This window comes from Tetragenococcus halophilus subsp. halophilus DSM 20339 (assembly GCF_003841405.1).
GTDB lineage: Bacteria > Bacillota > Bacilli > Lactobacillales > Enterococcaceae > Tetragenococcus > Tetragenococcus halophilus.
In genome coordinates, this window is the sequence record NZ_PXYA01000002.1 from 221521 (window position 1) to 243465 (window position 21945).

The following is a 21945-nucleotide window of genomic DNA, read 5'->3' on the forward strand; positions in this document are numbered from 1 at the left end:
CCGCTGTAAAAACTACAACGGTGTTTTATTGTATTAATCTTGTGTCAATCCTTCGTGAATCTTATCGATATTCCATTTCATCATCGAGTAATAACTATCGCCTTCTTCACCAGGTTCAGCTATTGAATCGGTAAAGATTTCAGAATGAATTGGTATCCCCGAGTCCTGCGAAACGCTTTGCATTGGGCTCTTATTCACACTTGTTTCAACAAATAAAGATTTGACATTGGTCTCATCAAGTTGGTCCACCACTCTTTTTGTTTGTTCTGGTGTGCCTTCTTCTTCAGTATTGATTTCCCAAATATAAGTAGCAGATACATCATAAGCGTCAGAGAAGTATTTAAATGCCCCTTCGCTTGTTACTAGTAATTTTTCATCATCAGGAACATCATCAAATTTATTCTTGGCTTCTTGGTCCAAGTCATCTAATTCGTCTAGATAGTCGTTCAAGTTTTCTTCATAGTAATCCGCATTTTGCGGGTCTTTTTCGCTAAGTTGTTTTTCAATATTTTCAGCATAAGTCATTCCATTTTCTAGACTCATCCAAGCATGAGGATCTTGCTGTCCTTCATCTTGGCCTTCTTCTAGATAAAGCGGCTCAACACCATCACTTACTGCAAAGTAATCTTCGCCTTCTTCTTTATCCGCATTTTCCATCAGGTTATTAAACCAAGCGTTACCGCCTGTCTCTAAGTTTAAACCATTATAAAAAATAACGTCAGCTTCAGTCGATTCTTCAATATCTTCAGGAAGCGGCTCATAATCATGAGGGTCTCTTCCATAAGGAACGATACTGTGTAAATCAATTCGATCTCCTGCAATTTCTTTGGTCATATCGCTGATAATCGAATTCGTTGCAACAACATCTAATTTATCATCATCTTGACTAGCGCTTGAAGACTGTTGATAAGCATAAAAACCGATGCCACCAGCAAATAGTGCCGCGATTAACACAACAATAAAGTAAGCTTTTTTGCCGTGTTGCAGGCGTTGTTTTGGTGATAAGAAGAAACCAATAACAAACATAAATGCTGCTGTTAATACGATACTAGAACCAGCTGCAATATTAAAACTATAACCGATGAAAAGTCCTAGGAATGAGGAAACACCACCTAAAATCGCAGATATTACAATCATCGTTTTAAGCCGTTTAGTGTAAAGATAAGCAGTAGCTGCTGGTGTTACTAGCAGCGCAACAATCAAAATCGTTCCGACACTTTGCATAGCTGTAACAGAAACGAGTGTCAATAGAATCATCAATAAGTAATGATAAAATTGTACGTGCATACCAAAAGCCTTAGCCATATTGGAATCAAAAGATGTGATTAAAAGAGAACGATAAAAGATAATAACTAAAGCAATAACAAATACTGCAATGCCAATCGTCAACCATTTATCTCCATCTTGTACTGCTAGCACATTCCCAAATAAAATATGGAACAAATCCGTCGAACTGTTTGCTATACCAATTAAAATAACACCTAAGGCTAGAAATGAACTGAATGTAATCCCAATCGCTGTATCACTTTTAATGGTACTATTTTGCGAAATATAGGTGATCAATATCGAAGCCAAAACTCCAAATATGACCGCTCCTATAAAATAATGAACACCTATAATAAAGGATAATGCCACCCCGGGCAAAACTGCGTGAGAAATGGCGTCTCCCATTAATGACATTCCTCTTAAAATAATAAAACAACCAATTACACCCGCTACGATACCAATGGCAACCGAGGTCACTAAAGCATTTTGTAAGAAATGATAATCCATCAATCCTTCAATAAAATTACTAATCATTTGACTGACCTCCTCCAACAAATATCGTATCGCCAAAGGCTTGTTTCAAATTCTTTTCCGTAAAAACTTCTTCTGTTGACCCTTGAGCAATCAGTGTTTTATTTAAGATAACTAATTCATCAAAATATCTTTCAACTTTACTTAAATCATGATGAACAATAAATATTTCTTTTCCTCTTGTTTTAAAATCGTTCAAAAGCGCCATTATAATTTGTTCACTGTTGGCATCAATTCCTACAAATGGCTCATCCAGGAAAATAAAGGTCGCATCTTGAACAAAAGTACGAGCGATCAGGATTCTTTGAAATTGTCCTCCAGATAATTCGCTAATTTGACGATTCTTAAAGTCTTCCATCTTTACTAAACTCAAAGCATGATCAACTTTTTTCCAATCCTCATTTGTTATCCGTTCAAAAAAACGTTTGTCCGGATATAAACCTAAGGAAACACATTCACGAACTGTTATCGGAAATGTATAATCGATATCACTTTTTTGTTCTACATAAGCGACTTCTTTTTGTCTTTTTTGTAGAGCCTCTCCATCTACTGTGGTTGTGCCCGTTCCTTCAATCAATTGTAGGGCAGCTTTGATAAAGGTTGATTTACCAGCGCCATTAGGACCAATAATACCGATAATCGCTGGTTGATCAATGGTAAAAGTCACATCTTCCACTGCTTGATGAACACCGTCATAACTAGCAGATATCTTATCAAATGCTATCATCGTCTTCCTCCATACTGTGTATTTTTTAGGTGTACCTAATTTTATCTTTAAGTCCATTATAAAATCTTCTTTTATTTTATGCAACAAAAAATCCCTGTTTTTCTTAATTTGTTAAGAATTCGCTTACAAAGTTTCGTGGATAGTCTTCTGGTAAATAAATAAAAAAATATTACTTATCTTAATTTCAGAATATAAAGACAAGTAATGAATATTAATCGACAAATAAAGTAGCCAAACATGAGGAGTAAAGGACTAATTTGTTCCCCATGTTCGTAACATCAGGGAATGTTTTTCAATAACACTCCCTGTCTTTTTGAAAAATCAAACAAAATATAAGAGAATCAGCATAAAAGTGTTAAACATTAGGTAATGAAACAACAATTCACTCCTCATGTTTGGAATATCAGGGAGTGTTTTTTAATAACAACCCTCGTTATGCTAAAGTTGGGGAAAGGATCCTAGAAACACTCCCTGTCTTTTTCGACAAGTGCTATTTCTACTTATCATCTTTTCCGCCAAAAGAAACATAAAGGACGATTAAACTAACAACAAATATAGCTAATGATCCCCATGCTACCATTCTTGCATTAGGAATAAGGTCTAAAAATCCTAAAATAGCTATAATAGGGAAAATAAAAATACCTCTGACTAATTTGCGGTAACGTGCGTGGTGGTCTCTATCTTTAAAAGACATAATATAAGCCCTCCTTTTATTTTGTATAAGTATACCATAGGCTCAGTTATTCATTAAAATATAATCTTTGCGACTAGCGCACAAAAAAATACGCATAAACTATCAGATAAAAGTTCATGCGCGTCCTTTATTAATCTTTTGTATAGCCTTCTAATAATCGATTTTGTCCGCGGATTTTTTGTATATCTGTGATATCTTGTGTCACTTCTAAACAGCCTAGATACTGCTCTTCTTGATTTTTCAAGGCAAAATAGCGAATATAGATTTTACGTTCATTGATATCTATCCAAAAATCCGCCGTATCATTGCTTCCTGCATGAAAATCTTCTAATATTTTTTCGACCATGTGCATACTTTTAGGTGGATGACAGTTGACAACTTCTCGACCAATGATCGATTTTGTCCGCGGAAATACGCGATTTCTTCCTTCTGAGAAAAAACGAACACGGTCATTATGATCAACAAAAGTTAAATCCACTGGCAGCACCTCAAAGATAGCGAGTAATTGATCTAGTTGTAAAATGCCAGTAGGGAGTACAACGGTATTCTCAGAATCAACGTTTTGCCAATCATACATTTCTTCTTCCAATGTTTCTGTCTCATTTAAACCTTTTGCAATTTCTTCGGTGGTTGCTTTTGCTTGTTGGATAGCTTCCTGTCGTTGAGGTTCGCGTTCTTTTTCCTTAGCGTAATCATTAGGACCTGCTACCCACATAGGCGGCTCAGAGATATAGGCAAAACCAATATCATAACTATCTTCTGCGATATTTTCCCAGTCTTTTAAACTAAAAACATCTAGTGTCATGGGTGTCATGATCTCTTCTTCTTTAAAAATCATCTCTTCAATTTCATGTTTTACAGTTTCCCATTTTTCAAAAAGAGGATTAAACACTGCTTTAGGATTTTCTACATAAGTAAGTAATTCTTTGATTTGCGCTCTGATCTCATCATCAACACCCCACATGACTTGGGGAGGCGCTGTAATCCCGTATTTTTCCATATAAGAAAATATTAGTGTTTCTTTACGAGCATAATGTTTATCAATTTGTTTTAAGTCCTTTATTGCGGCAACTAATTGGTCTTTTTTCTGCCAATCTCCCTTTTTGATTTTTTCCATCAAATCGTCAATTTCATCGGTAATTAATGATTGTAAAACTTGGTTTTCTAATTTTAATGTATGAATTGGATGTCCAGGCTGACCATAAGCTTCATCAGATTTATGAATATCGTTGATTGAACCTTTAAAAACTGAAGAATGAATATTACATAATTTTTGAATTTCTTCTGCTTTTAAGCCGCCTTGGATCAAGGATTTTTCTGCCGAAGTAATTTCCGTTACATCTACTCCATCAAATTCTTCGTTAAATAAACGTTTGGCTTCTTCAAATGTCCCTTCTTCATGTAGCATCGAAAGAATTTCTACGATACGCTTTTTTCTTTCTTCTTTGCTGCGCGCCATTTTATTCTACTCCTTTTACTTCAAAACCATGTGCTTCAAATGCTTCAACCACTTGTTCTAACGGAATTTTTTTCATCTTGGCGCCTTTGGGAATGGTCATATAACGTCCTGCTGTCTGTAGCATGCCCGGCTTATTAATATCTGAAAAACCTAGTTCAATCATGATTTCCTTGGTTACTGGGTACTCTTTGACTAAAGTAGCCAAATTTTTAGAAAAATCGATTTCCATCCAACTAACTCCTTACTAAAAATGATTCTCAATTACTTTGATTATACCTTAACTTGTAGAATTATTCACTAACCCTTTTAAAATAAGTATAGCAAAATCATTAATATACAAAAAAATACTCTCAGAAAATAATCCTGAGAGTCTCTCCTTAAAGTGCTGCTGGCCAATTTTTGCTTAAGATCTCGGCTGTACGTTCATAAAGATAATTAGCAGCTGTTTCGACGCCTTGATTTAATAATTGATCGCTTACGACCTCGATACCAATAATTGCAGGGTTTACCCCAGCATTTTTTACCATAGCGGTAAAGGTCGCTAGATCAATTGCACCATCACCAGGCGCTAGGCGATCGTGCATCGCTTCTTGGCGCAAAACCATGGATGCGTACGGACGTTTGTAAGCATCATTTAACTGAATAGAATGAATTAACTTGGCATCTTCTGCTGTTAACTGATCAAATGTTTGATCGGCGCGAAACCAATGCCAAGCGTCTAAAATAATACGAGCGTTAGTTGCTTGCGATTTTTTAATGAGCGCTTTAGCTGTAGCAAAATCAACTATACCGCTATACGGCATCGGCTCTATTGCAATCAGAAGATCGCCTGCTCTTTGACACAATTGGGCTAATTTTTCTGCCATATAGGCAAGTGAGCAACTCTCCATTAAAGCCACATTCACTTGTTTGACGCCAAATAGATGGCACATATGAAAACAAATTTGTTCTTTGAATTTTTCTTCATAAGAGCGGTTTTCCGCTGCCCAAGCTTGCACACATTCAATCTCTGTGACTTTCATTTGATATTTTTTCAGTATTTGCAAAAGTTCTTCATCGCTATACCCTTCTGCTAGCGCGTCAACATAAGCTTCTGCGGTAAGGCCGATTCCTGCAAAACCAGCCCTAGCTGCAACCCGCACTCTTTTTTCAAAAGAACATTCAGAGCCTAGTGTTAAAGAACTGATCGTCAGTGGCATCTCCTTTGACATAAAATCAAGCTTCCTTTCTTTTAACTGTTTACCTGCTTTTTTTCATATAATAATAGACAGGAACACCGATAGCTGTCACGCCAATACCAGTTAAGGCTAAACCGGGTGTTGTAATCAGAGTCATCATTAAAATAAAGCCGCCACCTAGCATAGCAATTAATGGTACGATAGGATACAGCGGTACTTTATAAGGTCGTGGCATTTCTGGCGCTTTCTTGCGTAAAATAAAGACTGCCAAAAAAAGCAACATACTAAAAGACCACATGACAAAAATCAGCATATCTGTCAGTAAGTCAAAAGTTCCTAAAGTCATCATAATACAAGCAATAGCCAATTGTACAAGAGCCGCTACAAAAGGAACCTTTGTTTTTTTAGAAACTTTTTTCAAATATTTACTAAAAGGAAACTCATCATTTAAAGATAGGGCAAAAGGCACCCGGATTCCGGTCATAGTGTACCCATTCAAAGCGCCATAGACTGAAATCAAAATACCTATGGTGACAATTTTACCGCCCATATTAGCAAATAACTGATTGGCCACCTCAGAAGAAGCGTTGAGATTCCCCGCAATTTGGTCGGCAGGCAAAGTTTTTAAATAAACAAAATTAATGATCCAATAAACAACAGCTACAGAACCCAACCCTAGGATAATGGCTTTAGGTAAGTCTTTTTCCGGTTGTTTCATTTCACCTGCAATATTGCCTACATTTAACCAGCCATCATAAGCAAATAGTGTTGCTAATAAAGCCGCGCTAAAGCCTGAAGCCCAAGAATTATCGCCGCCTATACTTAAATCAGCTACACCAACCTCAACCTGACCGGGTTGAATGATTCCTGCCACTACGATCACTAAAATTGGCAAAAGCTTGATAAAAAGTGCAGCGGATTGCACATTTGCAGCAATTTTAGTACCTAATAAATTAATCCCTGTCACACTGACTGCTGTAATCATCGCCAGAGGTATTAAGATATGATCATTTAACTGAAAAAGATGAATAAATTGCGTCGCAAAAATAATACTCAAAGCGGCGATGTTTGCAGGAAAATAGATAATCGTTTGTGCCCAGCCTAATAAAAAGGAAGGCATCTTCCCGTAGGTAACTTCGATATAGCGGATAGGACCGCCAGTTTTAGGAATAGCTGTTGCTAATTCAGCTACAGTTAGACCCCCACAAATCGTCAAAAAACCGGCAAATAACCAAGCAAATAATGTTAAACCAGCAGATTGTGTATGGGAAACAACCGCTGCCGCTTTAAAAAATACGCCTGCGCCAATCACGGTTCCCATGACTGTCGATAACGCACCGGAAAAAGAAATTTCTTTTTTTAATGGATTTTCCGCCAAGTGAATACTCCTTTACTTTTTTATTATTTAAGAAAATTATGATCAATGATTAGGAAATATTTCTATGTAAATATACTGGAGTTTTCTCATGATTTCAAAATTTCGGACACTACGTCCGCTTCGATCTCATCAAGGGTCTACTCTCAGCTCCCTTTGGTCGCTGAACCGTAGTGATTCGATTTGGGGAACTACGCTCATTCTTCTCGCCTAGTACTGTTCATCTCTTCGCTTTCGCTTCGATTCACAGCAAAAAAGAAAGAGGAGCGCTCTTTCTTTTTTGCTTACTTAGAACTCTTCGTATTCAGCTGGATCTTGGTCGTTAGTACGACCATTTTCTTTGGTTAAACCATTGATTCTTTCCATATCTTCTTTACTTAACTCGAAATCAAATATAGCAAAATTATTGACTTGTCGCAAGTAATGTGAAGCTTTTGGAATAGGCAAAACATTCAACTGTACTTCCCAACGCAAAATAATTTGTGCAATGCTTTTATCATATTTGTCTGCAATTTTTTGAATCGTTTCATTCTGCAAAATTTTAGAAGCACGACCTAAAGGACTCCAAGCTTGCGTAACAATTCCCTTAGAAGCGTCAAATTCACGTTGTGCTTGTTGATTAAATTCCGGATGTAGTTCTACTTGATTAATCACTGGTAAAACGCCTGTTTCTTTTTCCAAGCGATTGATATGTTCAGGCAAAAAGTTACTTACACCGATGGAACGAACTAATCCCGTTTTTTGGGCGTCGATCAAAGCTTGCCAAGCTTCTACATATTTATCTTCTTTTGGATTAGGCCAGTGAATTAAATACAAATCAATATAGTCCAAATTTAGGCGAGAAACAGATTCTTCAATAGTTGTTAACGCGTCTTTGTAAGAATGATAGCGTCCTGGCAATTTTGAAGCCACCGTTAGCTGGTCACGGGCAACACTACTATTTTTAATCGCACGCCCTACAGCACCTTCATTTTCATAATTAAAGGCCGTATCAAGTAAACGATACCCCACCTGCAAAGCTTGTTCAATAATCCGCGTGCCATGCGCACCATTTAATTTATAAGTTCCAAAACCTAGTTTAGGAATACTAAAGCCGTCAGTTAATTCATAAATTTCCTTCATACTATCGCCTCCTCATATAAATCATATCATATCTGCTTTTAATTGAAAGTAAATAGATAATGTTTTTATTCGCATTCCTTTCTCACTCCTTGTTATAATAAAAAGTGGAGGTGGATAAAATGTTAAGTAAACAATGGACAGAAGAATTGCCGGTCGATGGCATTAAAAAAATTCGTTCTGTAGCAGGTGGAGATGTCAATCAAGCTTATCAAGTGGAAACCTCAGAAGGTCCGTATTTTTTGTTAACGCAACCGAACCGTTCCGGTGATTTTTACCGAGGTGAGATTGCTGGATTAAAAGCTTTGGAAAACGCTGGTGTTACGGCGCCTCGTGTTATTGGCAGTGGACAAATTGAAGGCGATGCTTATCTTTTACTTACCTTTTTAGAAGAAGGAAGAGGAAAAGGCAGCCAAAGGGATTTAGGGAAATTAATTGCTAACATGCATCAACATTACAGCCCGAATGGCAAATTTGGATTTGATGAACCCTCAACTAGTTCTGATATCACCTATAGTAATGAGTGGCGCGATACTTGGCGCGAATTATTTGTCGATCAAAGAATGGACGAATTAGCTGATAAGCTGATACAAAATGGTTCATGGAACAAAAAGGAAGAACAACAATATCAAAAGGTACGAGCAGTAATGAACGAAGAACTAACAAAACACCAAAGCAAACCTTCTTTACTTCATGGGGATTTATGGGGAGGAAATCATATGTTTTTAACAGATGGCACCCCGGCTTTATTTGATCCCAACGCTTTATATGGAGACCGTGAATTTGACTTAGGTTGTAGTTTGGTATTTAACGCATTTAGCGATGAATTCTATCGCGCTTATCAAGAAGTTTACCCGCTTGGTCCTGGTTACGAAAAAAGATTAAACTTTTACAGTTTGTATCTTCTAATGATTCACCAATATAAGTTTGGTCCTATCTATGCAGGTGGCGTTAACCGAACGATGAATGAGATTTTAACAAATGCATAACTAAGAAGGGATGACAGAACATGGATTTAAATTTAGCCAATAAAACCGTACTTATCACAGGTGGCGGTTCTGGTATTGGCTTAGCAACTGCTAAATCATTAAATGAAGAACAAGCAAGAACTGTACTATTTGATAAAAAATTCGACCAATTTCAAGAATCAGAATTTACCCATCCGCAACTAGTAAAAACCGTGACAGGCGATGTACGACATCCAGAGGAACTTGCTAAATTGCACCAAGATTTAAAAACGCAGAATAAGGCTGTAGATATTATTATTAATTGTGCTGGTATTACCGGTGCACAAGGCGATTTTTCCGATATTTCATTGGAGGATTGGCAGGAAGTATTTGATATTAACCTTTTTGGCTCTGTGAATGTAACAAAAGAATTTCTTAGTGATTTGCAAGAGAAAAAATGGGGCCGCGTCCTTTTCTTAGCTTCTGAGGATGCAATGCAGCCTTATGATGATGAAATTCCTTATTGTGCAACCAAAGCGGGAATCTTAGCTTTATCTAAAGGTCTGGCCAAAACACTCGGGCCACAAGGAATTACTTCAAATGCAGTTTCGCCTGCCTTTATCAATACGCCAATGACCGATAAGATGATGCAAAATCGGGCAGATGAACTAAATGTTTCTTTTGACGAAGCGATTCAGTCCTTCTTAAAAGAAAGAAGACCCTTTATGACCAGTTCCAGACGTGGCTATCCAGAAGAAGTGGCTAATGTGATTACCTTCTTGTGTTCAGAAAAAGCCAGCTTTGTCAACGGTGCAAACTACCGTGTGGATGACAATTCAGTAGGAACGATTTAACTTAATTAGGAGGAAATAACGTGAAATATTACGATCAGCACCTGCACACTTTTTTATCTTTTGATTCCAAAGAGATCTTTGAAAATTACCTATTAAATAAACCGCCCTATTTTGTGGCTACCGACCATCTAGATTTGCGTAATCCAGGGGATAACTTTCAAGATGATATTCCTGATTATGATAAGTTAGCACAAAAGTTAAGCGAATTAGAAGCTAATTATCCGACCACTTTTTTAAAGGGTGTTGAAATTGGCGTTGTTCCCGGTCAAGAAGAACAAATTAATGCTTATCTTAACGATCACCCTTATGACTTAAAGCTGTTAAGTATTCATCAAAATGGGAAATTTGACTATATGGATGATGTCGTTTTGAGTAAAGACAAATATAAAGTTGCTAAAATGTACTTTGACCAAATGGCGCAAGTTTTAGATACTTTTTCAGGGGCACAAATTTTAACTCACTTTGAATACGGTCTTCGTCGACTTGATTTTACCGCAGAAGACTTAGAAGAACACTTTGAAAAAGAATTAACTACTATTTTGAAAAAAGTCATTCAAAAAGAAATGGCGTTAGAAATCAACGCAAAAAGTTTTGGTTATTATCAAAATGCCAATCTTTATCGCTATATTATCCCACTGTATAAAAGCTTGGGCGGAACATTTTTCACTTTAGGCTCAGACGCCCATCAGGCTAGTGACTATGAAGCACTTTTTCCTGAAATGTCAGGTTTATTAAAAGAATTCGGTATAAACTTTCTAGTAACTTTCCAAAAAAATGACCGTTTTCTGACAGAGTTGCCTTAAAAAATTCATAATAAAAGCAGGAAGTTTTTGGCTTCCTGCTTTTGTTATTCTTCTGTTTTTTCGACTCTTTCTTCGTCGATTTTCTCGGAATCAACAACATCATTTTTAGCGGCTTCTTTTTGGGCTTGTTTAAATACTTTTTCTTTTTCTTCTTTATAATCACTTTGACGTTGTGCGTATACTTCTTCTTTGCTTTTTTCTTTTTTGTCTTCTGTCATGCAAATCCCTCCTCAGTTAATTTAGGGGTTTAGCTCTACTTTTACTATAAAGAATTTTTTTTATTTTGTAAAATATAACAACTTGAAAACGGTGTCTGTTATAATGAAATAAATACTGAAAGGATGTGTATTTTAATGGCTTCTTTAGATGATATCATTGATAATTTTTTTCAAATGAAAATCACTGAACTTAATGACTATAATGAACATATCGACGACCCTGCTAGCTTAGTAAAAATCATCGCTGAACTGACCGATAGAATGCAGGACACACAAGACTTTTCTGATAAAGGGCAACTTGAGCAATATTATCTTACTGATCTACCTGAAAATATGGTTGTTTTTCCCGATGAAGTGCTTGCTATTCATGAAGTACTACTTGATTTTTACCAATTTCTGCAAGAAAACGGCTATTTAACAGCAGCTGTATACAAAGATCTATTACTCTTTTTGCAAAAAAATAAACATCGCTTTATCAATCGTATGCACGACAAGCAATTTTGGTCCCAGGAAAAAAGAACGAGCATGGAAAATCTTGATCAGGAAATGATGGATGCCATGCCGCCTGAAGTAAATGACCTTTTCCAAAGTTTAAACAATATCTTTCAAGAAGAAGCAAATACTGAGCAAAAAGATAATGTGATCGATTTTCCTTCCAACAAGGGAGAAAAACTAACAAATGCAGCGCCTTATGCCATTCAGCTGAGAATCGACTTATTAGGCTTTAAACCACCAATTTGGCGGCGTGTATTGGTGCCTTTTGATTATACTTTAGCTGATTTGCATGAAGTCATTCAAACTTGTTTCGAATGGGAAGATGAACATTTACACCAGTTTATCGTCGGCAGAATGTATTATGAACCTGCGGGAATGGATTTCGATGATTTTGGTGATTTTTTCACTGGCGATACTTCTTCTATAACTGTTGGAGAAGTCTTCGAACAATTTAAATCGATCGATTATATTTATGATTTTGGCGATGACTGGCAACATAAAATCAAATTTGAAGCAAATATCCCCTTTGCCGAATTGCCTAAAGCTAAGGGCGCATTAAGTACTGTCGAGCCTGAACAACTTCCAATTTGCCTTACTGGACGACAAGAAGCTCCTTTGGAAGATTCAGCAGGCCAAGAAGAATTTGCTCCTTTTGATATAGATAGAATCAATAAAAATTTATCGGATATTTGATTTTTTGAACAAATAAAATTGTTTTGTCGCACCGATCTTTACGCTTATTGGCGCTAACTTTCTCTACTAGTCTCCAATAACTTGTCAATTGGTGGGACATCCAAGCTTTTGCCACCAATCCCTTTTCGATTGGCGGCACATTATCTGACTTAGCGCCAATATCTTGTTATTTCAGATCTGCATTCTTTGGTTTAGCGTACTTAAGCATTAAAAAAGTTTCTGTACTATATTTTTCATATCATACAGAAACTTTTTTCTTTATTCATCTTTAGTAAAATCAAGGCAGACCTTTTGTAACTCTTCATAAAGCTTTTGTGCTTGCTCCAAGTCAGCTACATTGGCGCCACTAGCTAGCGCATGTCCACCTCCATGGTAACGTTTGGCGATTTCATTGATCGCAGGACCTTTAGAACGCATGCGCACACGATAATAACCTTCCTTTTGTTGGACAAAAATCGCCCAAGCTAATACACCTTCAATAGCACCAGGCAGTGGAACAACCCCAGAAGTTTGTGCATCAGAAACACCAAATTCGTCTAACATTTCGGTACTAAAAGTTACTCGTGCAGCACCTGTTTTATCCATCTGTAGATTCTGATAAACATAACCCGATAAACGGGCGACATTACTTGAAATTTCTTCGATACGTCGATTTAACCCAGCGTAATCAAAACCAAAGTCAATCAAATCAGCTGCAATTCGTAAAGTATGAGAAGAAGATGCTGGATACAAAAAACGTCCAGTATCTCCAACAATACCAGCATATAACAAACGTGCAGCGTCTTTTGTCATATGTAGTTCTTCTTTAAACATTTCCCAAAAATCTGCGATAATTTCACTACAGCTAGACGCATTATCTTGTACCCACATTAAATCACCATAAGGTTCATCGTTGGGATGATGATCAATTTTAATTAATTTAGTGCCTAAATTAAAACGATCGTCACTGATTCTTGGCGCATTTGCTGTATCAGTGACAATAACTAAAGCATTCTGGTAAGTAACGTCATCGATGGTTTGCATGTCAGCCAAATATTCCAAGCCTTCTGAAGGCCCACCCACTTGATAAACTTTTTTTCCAGGAAAACTTGCTCGCAATAGTTCAGCCAAACCAACTTGTGAGCCTAGGGCATCGGGATCAGGGCGCTTGTGCCGATGAATAATAATTGTATCAAAAGCTTTAATTTCAGCTAAAATATCTTCTTGTACGCTCATCTTGTTCCTCTTTTCTAAATTATGGACGTTCCATAACTTGGCAAACGACAATCGCTTTAGCTACTAATGAATTTTCGATAAAGACATTAATATCCAATTTAGCTGAACGTCTACCTAGTTCTAAAATTTGTGGTTCTATTTTTAATTCACTTTCTAACTGAATTAAATGAAAATAATGTAAACTTACTTGTTCAATCCAAGCGTTCCGCCGATTATTCACATCCATCACTCGCTTAGTAACGTTTGCGATAACTTCATTTAACACACCAAATGAAATGGTCCCTAATTCATCCACCATTTGCGGTGTGACACCAAAGGTAAATTGCGGTGTTGATAATTTATTACCTTCAATATCTTGTTCGATCGATTGAATTTCGCCAGTAATTTGATCAGAAATCGTATCTGATAATTGCGGTTGACGTTGCACTAACTGCATAGCTTTCATAACATCTTGCCGAGTGACAATACCCAGAAGTGATAAGTCATCTGCGACAACAGGCATAACCTCCAAACCATCCCAAATCATCTGGTGACTGACTGAAGCTACACTCATTTCTTTTTTTACTCTACGTGGGTCTTTAGTCATTACCCGCTCAATCAGTTGTGTATCAGCTTTTCCTAATACATCTTTGGCCGTGACAATCCCCACCACCCTTGTGTTTTTATTAACCACAGGATAGCGCGAGTGTTGGGCGGCATCAGAAAGTGCGCGATAATCTTTAATCATATCAGAAGTCGTTAAATAGCTGGTTTTTTCAAGCGGCATATAAATATCGCCCACCAATAAGATATCTTTTTTAATAAGTTGATCACTCATGGCACGATTTATCATACTTGCCACAGTGAAGGTATCATAAGTTGTCCGCAAAATCGGCAATGCCAACTGATCAGCTAACGCTCGAATTTCTTGTGAAGTATCAAAACCACCGGTAATTAATACGGGTGCACCTTCTTTAAGCGCTAATTTTTGCGCATCCAACCGATTACCGACAATCATCAAAGAACCAGGCGTGATGTAGCGTTGCATGGCCTCTTCAGTCATCGCTCCGATCACGAATTTATTTAAATCCTTTTCTAGGCCGTTAGCACCACCTAAAACGTCGCCTTCAATAATACGCACAACTTCTCCAAAGGTTAATCTTTCAATATGCTTTTTAAGTTTTCGTTCGATTCGAATCGTTCCCACACGCTGGATCGTGGAAACTAGTCCGATATTCTCAGCATCTTTGATTGCTCTATAAGCGGTTCCTTCGCTAACGTCTAAACTTTTAGCAATTCCTCGAACAGAAATTTTTTCGCCTACTTGTAAACTTTCAATGTGTGCCAAAATCAAATCATGTTTTGTCGCCATTATTTTCTACACCTCAATTGCCTCTCCACTATTCATTACTTTTCCTACACTCGTTAATTGTTCTACAAATTTTTGCGGATCTTGTTTGATTTGTGGGAAAGTATTGTAATGAATAGGTACAACCGTCTTGGCTTTCAACCGATTAGCCGCACGAAGCGCATCCTCTGGTCCCATCGTAAAGTTATCGCCAATTGGCAAAAAGGCAACGTCAATATCATATTGTTCGCCTAATAAAGATAAGTCACTATAATCTGCTGTATCTCCAGCATGATAAATCGTTTTTCCTTCTGCTTGCAATAAAATACCAGCAGGTTCGCCCATATAGATCATTTGCCCATTTTCTTGATAACCAGAACTATGTTGTGCATGGGTAAATTTCACGCGTCCAAAAGGAAAGTCATAGCCACCGCCAATATTCATGCCGTGAGTATTTTCAATCCCTTTACTAGCAGCATAAGTACAAACCTCAGGTAAACCTATAACTGTTGCATTATTTTTCTTAGCGATCGAAACCATATCACCTATGTGATCATCATGTCCGTGAGTAATCAAAATATAATCCGTTTCAACGTCTTCAGCAGAGATATCCGCTAAAGGATTTTGTGAAATAAACGGGTCAAATAACAAACGAATGCCCTCATCCAATACTACAGAAAGAACAGCATGTCCATGATACGTGATCTTCATTTAAATCTCCTCACTTTATAATTTATTACCTACTCTTGTTTTAAAAAGTTATAACAGTATACACTCTATATTGTAACAGATATCAAGTGATAAAAAAACAATGACGGGTGTAAGCCAAATCGTTTACAAGCTTAAAATTAAATAAGAAGTATAATGTTTTTTGACCTAAGTACAACGAAGGAAGGGCCAAATATTTAGCATTTGTCCCTAAGTTAGCTAAAGTAAGGGCCATTAGCAGAGCAACTGGTCCTAAGTTTAACAAAGAAGAGGCCATTCCCTAATCTTTTGGCCTAAAGTCAGACATAAGTAGGGCCAAACCAGACTATATCGCTTCTCATCTCACCAAAAAAACGCACAGAATAAATTCTGCGCGCTTTTACTATTTATCATTATAATTTACTTGCAGCGTCTTTATCGATAATGACGACTACATCGTCGTGTTTTTGTAAAACACTGGCCGGTAAGTCTTCTGTCACTTTTCCGTCGATCATGCCTTTAATCGCTTCAGCTTTCGCTTCTCCAAAGGCCATTAAAATGATTTTTTTACTTTTCATAATGGATTGAATGCCCATAGTCAATGCTCGAGTCGGCACATCTTCTACCTTGTCAAAATAACGTTTATTAGCGTTAACTGTTGATTCAGTAAGCTCAACAACATGTGTCGTTGCTTCAAAGGAAGTTCCTGGCTCATTAAAGCCGATATGTCCATTTTGACCAATCCCTAAAACTTGGATGTCGATCGGATTAGCGGCAATAATATCATCATAACGTTGGCATTCTGCATCTAAATCTTGTGCTTTACCATTTGGAACATAAGTTTTTTCAAATGGTTTATGATTAAATAAATGTTGATCCATAAAATAGCGATAGCTTTGTTCGTTATTGCCATCCAAACCTACATATTCATCTAAATTCACAGACACTTTATCAGAAAAATCCATCTCACTTTCAATCATGTAGTTATACATTGTTTCTGGTGTGCTACCTGTTGCTAAGCCAAAAGTATCAGCGCCATTTGCAACGCCATCTTTGATGATTTCAAATGCTTCTTTGCCACCCTCATCGGCATTTTTCACGCGAATAACATCCATAAAATAATCTCCCTCGTCCGTATTTTTGGTATAAACCAATTTTAGCACGGACTTTTATAAAAAACAAGATTATACGTTAACCATTTCACATTAGCTATTTCTTACTTTTTCAACGATTTGGGCCACAAGTGTCGGTTCACTTAAGTTCGTTACCTCTTGGATCACTTCGGTCATTGTTTTTTCTTTTAACATTTCTTGTAAGCGCACGCTTTCTTCATCCTCGGGGTCATCGTATTGTAGGATCATCGCCACAACATCAACCAAAGCTTCATAAGAAAGTCCGTAATCTTTTGCTTCACGAATGGGACGAATAAAGCGTTCGTCATAACCTAGTTTTCGAATAGGTGTACGTGCTACTCGCGTAATATCATCTGAAATATAAGGGTTTTTAAAACGATCGATAATTTTTTGAATATATTGTTCATGTTGCGGACGCTCAAACTGCCACTTAGCGATTAATAAATCGCCAGTTTCTTGTAAAACAGCCTTTAATTGATCCAATACTTTCCTATCTGCAACAGCTTCGCCAATAGTAGTATAGCCATAAAAAGCCCCTGTATAGGCAGTTGTCGCATGACCAGTATTTACTGAAAATAGTTTGCGCTCGATGTAAGGCGCTAAATCAGACACATAACCTACATTATTCAAACGAATCTGTTTTGCCTTACTTTGTGTATCATCTACTAACCATTCACTAAAAGGTTCAACAGAAACAAACAAAGGATCTTCATGTTGTTGAATAGGTACAATTCTATCCACAGCTGCATTAGGAAAGCCTACATAGCTATCGACATAATCCATATCATCTGCAGATAGAAATGGCTGAACTTTATCCAGTAAAAACTGACTACCGCCAATCATATTTTCACAGGCAAATCATAACCACCCTTCAAAAGGGTGGTTTGCTCTGGGGCTATAAGCCCCCAATACTAGCCAGCGTCTCAAGACGCTGGCTTTCACTTTGTTCAAGCCACACTGGTTTTGTCGCTTTTGCTACCTCTCAAGAGGTGTTTTTATCACTCTCTAACCCTTAAAAGGGTCTGCATATTCTCGAACACTTAGTTTATCTAAGGCCATATCATGTTTTTCTTGCTCTTGAATATATTTCTTGATGGTTGCCTCATTAAGACCCACTGTGCTCACATAATAACCTTCTGCCCAAAAATGACGATTCCCAAATTTGCACTTCAAATTGGTATGTTTATCAAACATCATCATGGCGCTTTTTCCTTTTAAATACCCCATAAAGCTAGAAATACTTATCTTCGGTGGTATACTTACGAGCAAGTGAACATGATCGGGCATCATATGTCCTTCTAGGATTTCTACACCTTTATAACTGCACAATCTTTTGATAATCTCTTGTAGACTTGCTCTGTATTGATTATAAACAATTTTTCTTCTATACTTGGGGGTGAATACAATATGGTATTGCATAACCATTTTGTATGGGCTAAACTATTTGCTTTGTTAGCCAACTGAATCTCTTCCTTTCATTACCATGTAGCCTGAACAACTACATTGTAACGCTAGTGAAGAGATTTTTTTAGTATAACTTTTTCCTTTCCACCCGCATAGCGGGTGGTTTTTTGTTTCGCACGCTACGCGAGCTCAACCCGGTCTAAAGACTTAATAAAAAGAAGCTAGAATTCATCCAGCTTCTTTTTGTGTACTTTAGGATTTTCTTTTCTTACGTTTTTGGCTTGATTCCATAATTACAGGTAGAATTACAGGTCGTCTTTTGGTTTGTTCAAATAAATAACGACTTAGTTTTTCACGAATTTCTTGTTTTAATTTACTCCATTCAAAGTCATTGCTGTGTAAATGCTTGTCAACAATTTCTTCTACAATATCTCCGCCTTCTCTTAAAAGATCTCGGCTGGCTTTAACATAAACAAAGCCGCGGGAGGTAATTTGTGGCTTTGAAACAATTTGTTTTTTCCGTCGATTGATCGTCACTACAGCAACAAAAACGCCATCTTCTGACAAAACTTTCCGATCTTTTAAGACAATATTTCCGATATCGCCTACGCCAATACCGTCTACCATCACATTATCAGAAGGGATAGTACCACTAAGTGTCATTTCTCCTTCTTTGTACTCCAAGATATCTCCAGGAGCGGTAATAAATATGTGATCTTTAGGAATACCTACAGCCTCTGCTAAATCAGCATTGGCTATCAAAAGACGATATTCTCCTTGTACTGGAACAAAATATCTCGGTTTTAACAAATTCATCATCAACTGTTGATCTTCAGGATTGGCATGACCTGACACACGTAAATTATCCGAAATATTTTTGACCGTGCCACCTGCTCTATAAATCATGTCCTCGGCTTTAGCAACATAAGTTTCCATTGCAATCGTAGGTGTTGTTGTAATATAAACCAGATCGCCTTCTTTGATACGTAAAGTTCGATGAGCACCGCTAGCCATTTTTTGCAAGGCTTTGATAGGTTCACCCATCCGACCTGTTTCTAAAATAATCAGTTGATCATCATTATATTTTTTCATCGCTTTTTGCGTGATTAAAATATCTTCATCTGGTAGTTCCAATTTACCTAATTTCATAGCCGTACGAATAATACGCCCGAAATCTTTACCGGTTAAAACAATCTTTCTTCCTGCACGATAAGCTGCATCAATCAACTGTTGTACACGTTGTAAATTACTAGCAACACAAGCAACAATAATACGTCCTTCCCAAAAACCGATATTATCGTATACTTCTTCGCCAATTTGTTTTTCAGAAGCAACTGTTTCTGGATTTTCAGCATTACTTGACGTACTTAAAAGTGCTAAAACACCTTCGCTTCCAATTTCAGCTAAACGTCCAAAATCGGTACGATAAGATGAAACAGCTGATTGGTCAAATTTGAAATCTCCAGTATAAACGATATTTCCTTCCGATGTTTTCAAAGAAACGCCCACAGAATCAGGAATCGTATGTGTTGTTGGAAAGAAACTTACGACAGTTGATTTAAAATCAATCTCGGTATCTTCATCAATTACATGAAATCCTTTGAATTTTTTGGTTGGCTCATAACGATGTACCGACATTTTTGCCAATTCAATCGTCAATTTTGTCCCAAAAACGGGCGCATCAATTTTTTCTAAAAAATAAGGCAGTGCTCCGATGGCATCTGCGTGTCCATGTGTTACAAAGACTCCGGCTACGCGATCCGCATTTTCTTCTAAGTAAGTAAAATCAGGGATGACTGTATCAATCCCAAATAATCCATCTTCTGGATAGCTTAAGCCGCAATCTAACACAAAAATATCTTCCCCCACTTCAGCGATATACAAATTTTTTCCATTACCTCGTACACCACTAAGAGGGATAATTCTTATTTGTGCCAAATTTTTCACCTCTTCAATAATTTTATATCTTTTTATTTAACGTTTTTTTCAAACATTTACTAAAAGCAAACGTTCTTTCCGAGCCAAAAACATCCTAGCATAGTATAACACAAAATAGCCCGACAATACATTTTCGCGAATGATTCCCTTAAAAACTTACTTTTCACTTAATGTTTAAAGGTAAAGGATACTACGCCTCGCTCTCGCTCGCCCTAGTACTGTTCATCAGCTACTCTTAGCTCCTTTTAGTCGCTGAATCGTAGTGATTCGAAATAAAGGACACTACGCCTCGCTCTCGCTCGCCCTAGTACTGTTCATCATCTACTCTCAGCTCCTTTTAGTCGCTGAATCGTAGTGATTCACAGCAAAAAAACTGATGAAAATATTTCCACCAGTTCTTTTAACTAAACGATCTAAAAACTGAAAATCATCGGTTGTAAGACATAGACTGCAAAAACGATCACAACGATACCAAACATATTTAACCAAAAACCAGCTTTTATCATATCTTTAATCGCTAATTCTCCAGAACCAAATACAGCAGCGTTAGGCGGTGTTGAAATAGGCAACATAAATGCACAGCTAGATGCCAAGGCAACAATTGCCATAATGCCAAAAGGTTCTGCGCCGATTCCAGCAGCTAGTCCTACACTGATTGGCATCAACATATTGGAAACAGCTGTATTGGACATAATTTCGGTCATAAACAAAATAGTTACAGTCAAAATAACAACGATATAGAAATAATTGAATTGTTCAAGTCTAGTTAACAGCTCGCCAAACCAAGCCGTCAGTCCGGAATCTTCAAAAGCTGCAGCTAAAGATAAACCACCACCAAAAAGCAGCAGTAATCCCCAAGAAAGATTTTTCATGTCCGCCCACTCTAGAATCCGACCGCCCTTAGTATTTGGGATCAAAAACATTGCGCTGGCGCCAAATATAGAAATCGTGGTATCCGATAAGGTCCATGGCAATAGACCGCCAAAAATCCACATAAAACCAACAATAACAAAAATTGTTAAAACACTTTTTTCCTCTGTTGACATTTTGCCTAATTCTTTTAGTTGATCTTGTGCAAATTTAGTGGAAATATTTTGATCTTGCTCTACCTTAAATTGAAATTTTGTAATATAAAAGTACATAAATACCATTAAAAGAACGGTAACGATCGAACCGAATAAGAACCAATTAGCAAAGGTAATCTCAACGTCCAACATGTTATTAGCTACAGCCACTAAAACTGCATTAGGCACTGACCCAATAATCGTTGCCAGTCCGCCAATAGAAGCAGAATAAGCTACGGTCAATAAAAGACCTTTTGAAAAGTTATCAAAAGACGTTTCATTTAACAAGCGCTTTTCTTTGATTTCTTTAATCAATGCCATCGCAATGGGCAGCATCATTAAAGCTGTCGCAGCATTAGAAATCCACATTGATAACACCGCGGTCGCAAGTCCTACTGCCAGAATAATACGAGAACAACTTTTTCCTATTAGCGCTATAATCAGCATAGCAATACGTTTATGTAGTCCCCATTTTTCAATAGCTAGGGCAATGGTAAAACCTCCCATATACATGAAAACAATAGGATCGCCGTAAGCCATAGCTGCAGTTGCTTCATCTGTCCCACCTGTAAGTGGTAATAAAAAAATAGGCAGTAAAGAAGTCGCAGGAATCGGCATAGCCTCTGTTATCCACCAGGTAGCCACCCAGGCAGTAACAGCTAAAACTGCACGGGGTGCATCTTCCAATCCCGTTAAACTATTCATGAAATAAATTATCGAAAAAAATACTGGCCCTAAAATAAGGCCAACTTTTTGGAAGTTCATCTCTACCATCCCCTATGTATCAATCTAACATCAAAAGTAAAAATACTAGAATA

Annotated in this window: 19 protein-coding genes and 2 pseudogenes; 4 read left to right on the forward strand and 17 right to left on the reverse strand. The window is 37.3% G+C overall.

Annotation, left to right across the window (positions count from 1 at the left end):
* Nucleotides 1-33: 33 nt before the first annotated feature.
* The 8 genes from C7K42_RS13305 to C7K42_RS06765 form a co-directional block, all read right to left on the reverse strand.
* On the reverse strand, nt 34-1800 hold the full coding sequence (locus tag C7K42_RS13305) for a metal ABC transporter permease subunit (protein WP_103099613.1): 1767 nt from the start codon (nt 1798-1800) through the stop codon (nt 34-36).
* The gene (locus C7K42_RS06735) at nt 1793-2524 is read right to left on the reverse strand and encodes a metal ABC transporter ATP-binding protein (RefSeq protein ID WP_014123746.1); all 732 of its coding nucleotides are present in this window, start codon (nt 2522-2524) and stop codon (nt 1793-1795) included. Before C7K42_RS06735 ends, C7K42_RS13305 begins: the two co-directional genes overlap by 8 nt.
* Before the next feature lie 496 nt (nt 2525-3020).
* Nucleotides 3021-3218: a hypothetical protein gene (locus C7K42_RS06740; protein WP_103083826.1), complete on the reverse strand. Its 198-nt coding sequence runs from the start codon at nt 3216-3218 to the stop codon at nt 3021-3023.
* Nucleotides 3219-3348: 130 nt separating this feature from the next.
* Nucleotides 3349-4677 carry a DUF438 domain-containing protein gene (locus tag C7K42_RS06745; protein ID WP_103096872.1) on the reverse strand — a complete coding sequence of 443 codons (1329 nt, stop codon included), beginning with the start codon at nt 4675-4677 and terminating at the stop codon, nt 3349-3351.
* Nucleotide 4678: 1 nt separating this feature from the next.
* Nucleotides 4679-4906, reverse strand: coding sequence for a DUF1858 domain-containing protein (locus tag C7K42_RS06750; protein ID WP_103096874.1), 228 nt, complete (start codon nt 4904-4906; stop codon nt 4679-4681).
* A 148-nt stretch (nt 4907-5054) separates the two neighbouring features.
* Nucleotides 5055-5888 carry a sugar phosphate isomerase/epimerase family protein gene (locus tag C7K42_RS06755; RefSeq protein WP_014123743.1) on the reverse strand — a complete coding sequence of 278 codons (834 nt, stop codon included), beginning with the start codon at nt 5886-5888 and terminating at the stop codon, nt 5055-5057.
* 28 nt (nt 5889-5916) lie between these two features.
* Nucleotides 5917-7233 carry an APC family permease gene (locus tag C7K42_RS06760; RefSeq protein WP_103091734.1) on the reverse strand — a complete coding sequence of 439 codons (1317 nt, stop codon included), beginning with the start codon at nt 7231-7233 and terminating at the stop codon, nt 5917-5919.
* 285 nt (nt 7234-7518) lie between these two features.
* Entirely contained in the window at nt 7519-8352 is an 834-nt protein-coding gene (locus tag C7K42_RS06765) for an aldo/keto reductase (protein ID WP_103096876.1), read from the reverse strand.
* 119 nt (nt 8353-8471) lie between these two features.
* Here C7K42_RS06765 and C7K42_RS06770 point away from each other — a divergent pair, with 119 nt between their 5' ends.
* Genes C7K42_RS06770 through C7K42_RS06780 form a run of 3 tightly spaced genes read left to right on the forward strand, consistent with a single transcriptional unit; the run spans nt 8472 to nt 10953 of the window.
* The gene (locus tag C7K42_RS06770; protein WP_014123740.1) at nt 8472-9338 is read left to right on the forward strand and encodes a fructosamine kinase family protein; all 867 of its coding nucleotides are present in this window, start codon (nt 8472-8474) and stop codon (nt 9336-9338) included.
* A 20-nt stretch (nt 9339-9358) separates the two neighbouring features.
* On the forward strand, nt 9359-10150 hold the full coding sequence (locus C7K42_RS06775) for an SDR family NAD(P)-dependent oxidoreductase (RefSeq protein ID WP_014123739.1): 792 nt from the start codon (nt 9359-9361) through the stop codon (nt 10148-10150).
* A gap of 20 nt (nt 10151-10170) precedes the next feature.
* Nucleotides 10171-10953, forward strand: a complete 783-nt coding sequence (locus C7K42_RS06780; RefSeq protein WP_103099614.1) for a PHP domain-containing protein — start codon at nt 10171-10173, stop codon at nt 10951-10953.
* A gap of 44 nt (nt 10954-10997) precedes the next feature.
* Here C7K42_RS06780 and C7K42_RS12865 read toward each other — a convergent pair whose 3' ends face one another.
* Nucleotides 10998-11171 carry a hypothetical protein gene (locus tag C7K42_RS12865; protein ID WP_014123737.1) on the reverse strand — a complete coding sequence of 58 codons (174 nt, stop codon included), beginning with the start codon at nt 11169-11171 and terminating at the stop codon, nt 10998-11000.
* Between the two features lie 135 nt (nt 11172-11306).
* Here C7K42_RS12865 and C7K42_RS06785 point away from each other — a divergent pair, with 135 nt between their 5' ends.
* Entirely contained in the window at nt 11307-12359 is a 1053-nt protein-coding gene (locus C7K42_RS06785) for a plasmid pRiA4b ORF-3 family protein (protein ID WP_157728034.1), read from the forward strand.
* A 258-nt stretch (nt 12360-12617) separates the two neighbouring features.
* Here the strand turns inward: C7K42_RS06785 and C7K42_RS06790 are convergent, their stop codons facing one another.
* From C7K42_RS06790 to C7K42_RS06825, 8 genes and pseudogenes are all read right to left on the reverse strand, one after another.
* A complete protein-coding gene (locus C7K42_RS06790) occupies nt 12618-13574 on the reverse strand; it encodes a DHH family phosphoesterase (protein ID WP_103099615.1) in 957 nt (318 codons plus the stop codon).
* 19 nt (nt 13575-13593) lie between these two features.
* A complete protein-coding gene (locus C7K42_RS06795; protein ID WP_014123732.1) occupies nt 13594-14925 on the reverse strand; it encodes a DRTGG domain-containing protein in 1332 nt (443 codons plus the stop codon).
* 6 nt (nt 14926-14931) lie between these two features.
* Complete coding sequence (locus tag C7K42_RS06800) at nt 14932-15612, reverse strand: metal-dependent hydrolase (protein ID WP_014123731.1); 681 nt, start codon at nt 15610-15612, stop codon at nt 14932-14934.
* A 389-nt stretch (nt 15613-16001) separates the two neighbouring features.
* Nucleotides 16002-16703 carry a glucosamine-6-phosphate deaminase gene (gene nagB, locus C7K42_RS06805; protein ID WP_014123730.1) on the reverse strand — a complete coding sequence of 234 codons (702 nt, stop codon included), beginning with the start codon at nt 16701-16703 and terminating at the stop codon, nt 16002-16004.
* 90 nt (nt 16704-16793) lie between these two features.
* A pseudogene (locus C7K42_RS06810) lies at nt 16794-17576 on the reverse strand (mannitol-1-phosphate 5-dehydrogenase); the annotation flags it as partial.
* A 150-nt stretch (nt 17577-17726) separates the two neighbouring features.
* A pseudogene (gene tnpA, locus C7K42_RS06815) lies at nt 17727-18181 on the reverse strand (IS200/IS605 family transposase).
* Between the two features lie 196 nt (nt 18182-18377).
* On the reverse strand, nt 18378-20063 hold the full coding sequence (locus tag C7K42_RS06820) for a ribonuclease J (protein WP_103083638.1): 1686 nt from the start codon (nt 20061-20063) through the stop codon (nt 18378-18380).
* A 413-nt stretch (nt 20064-20476) separates the two neighbouring features.
* Nucleotides 20477-21892: an SLC13 family permease gene (locus C7K42_RS06825; protein WP_103099897.1), complete on the reverse strand. Its 1416-nt coding sequence runs from the start codon at nt 21890-21892 to the stop codon at nt 20477-20479.
* Nucleotides 21893-21945: the final 53 nt, after the last annotated feature.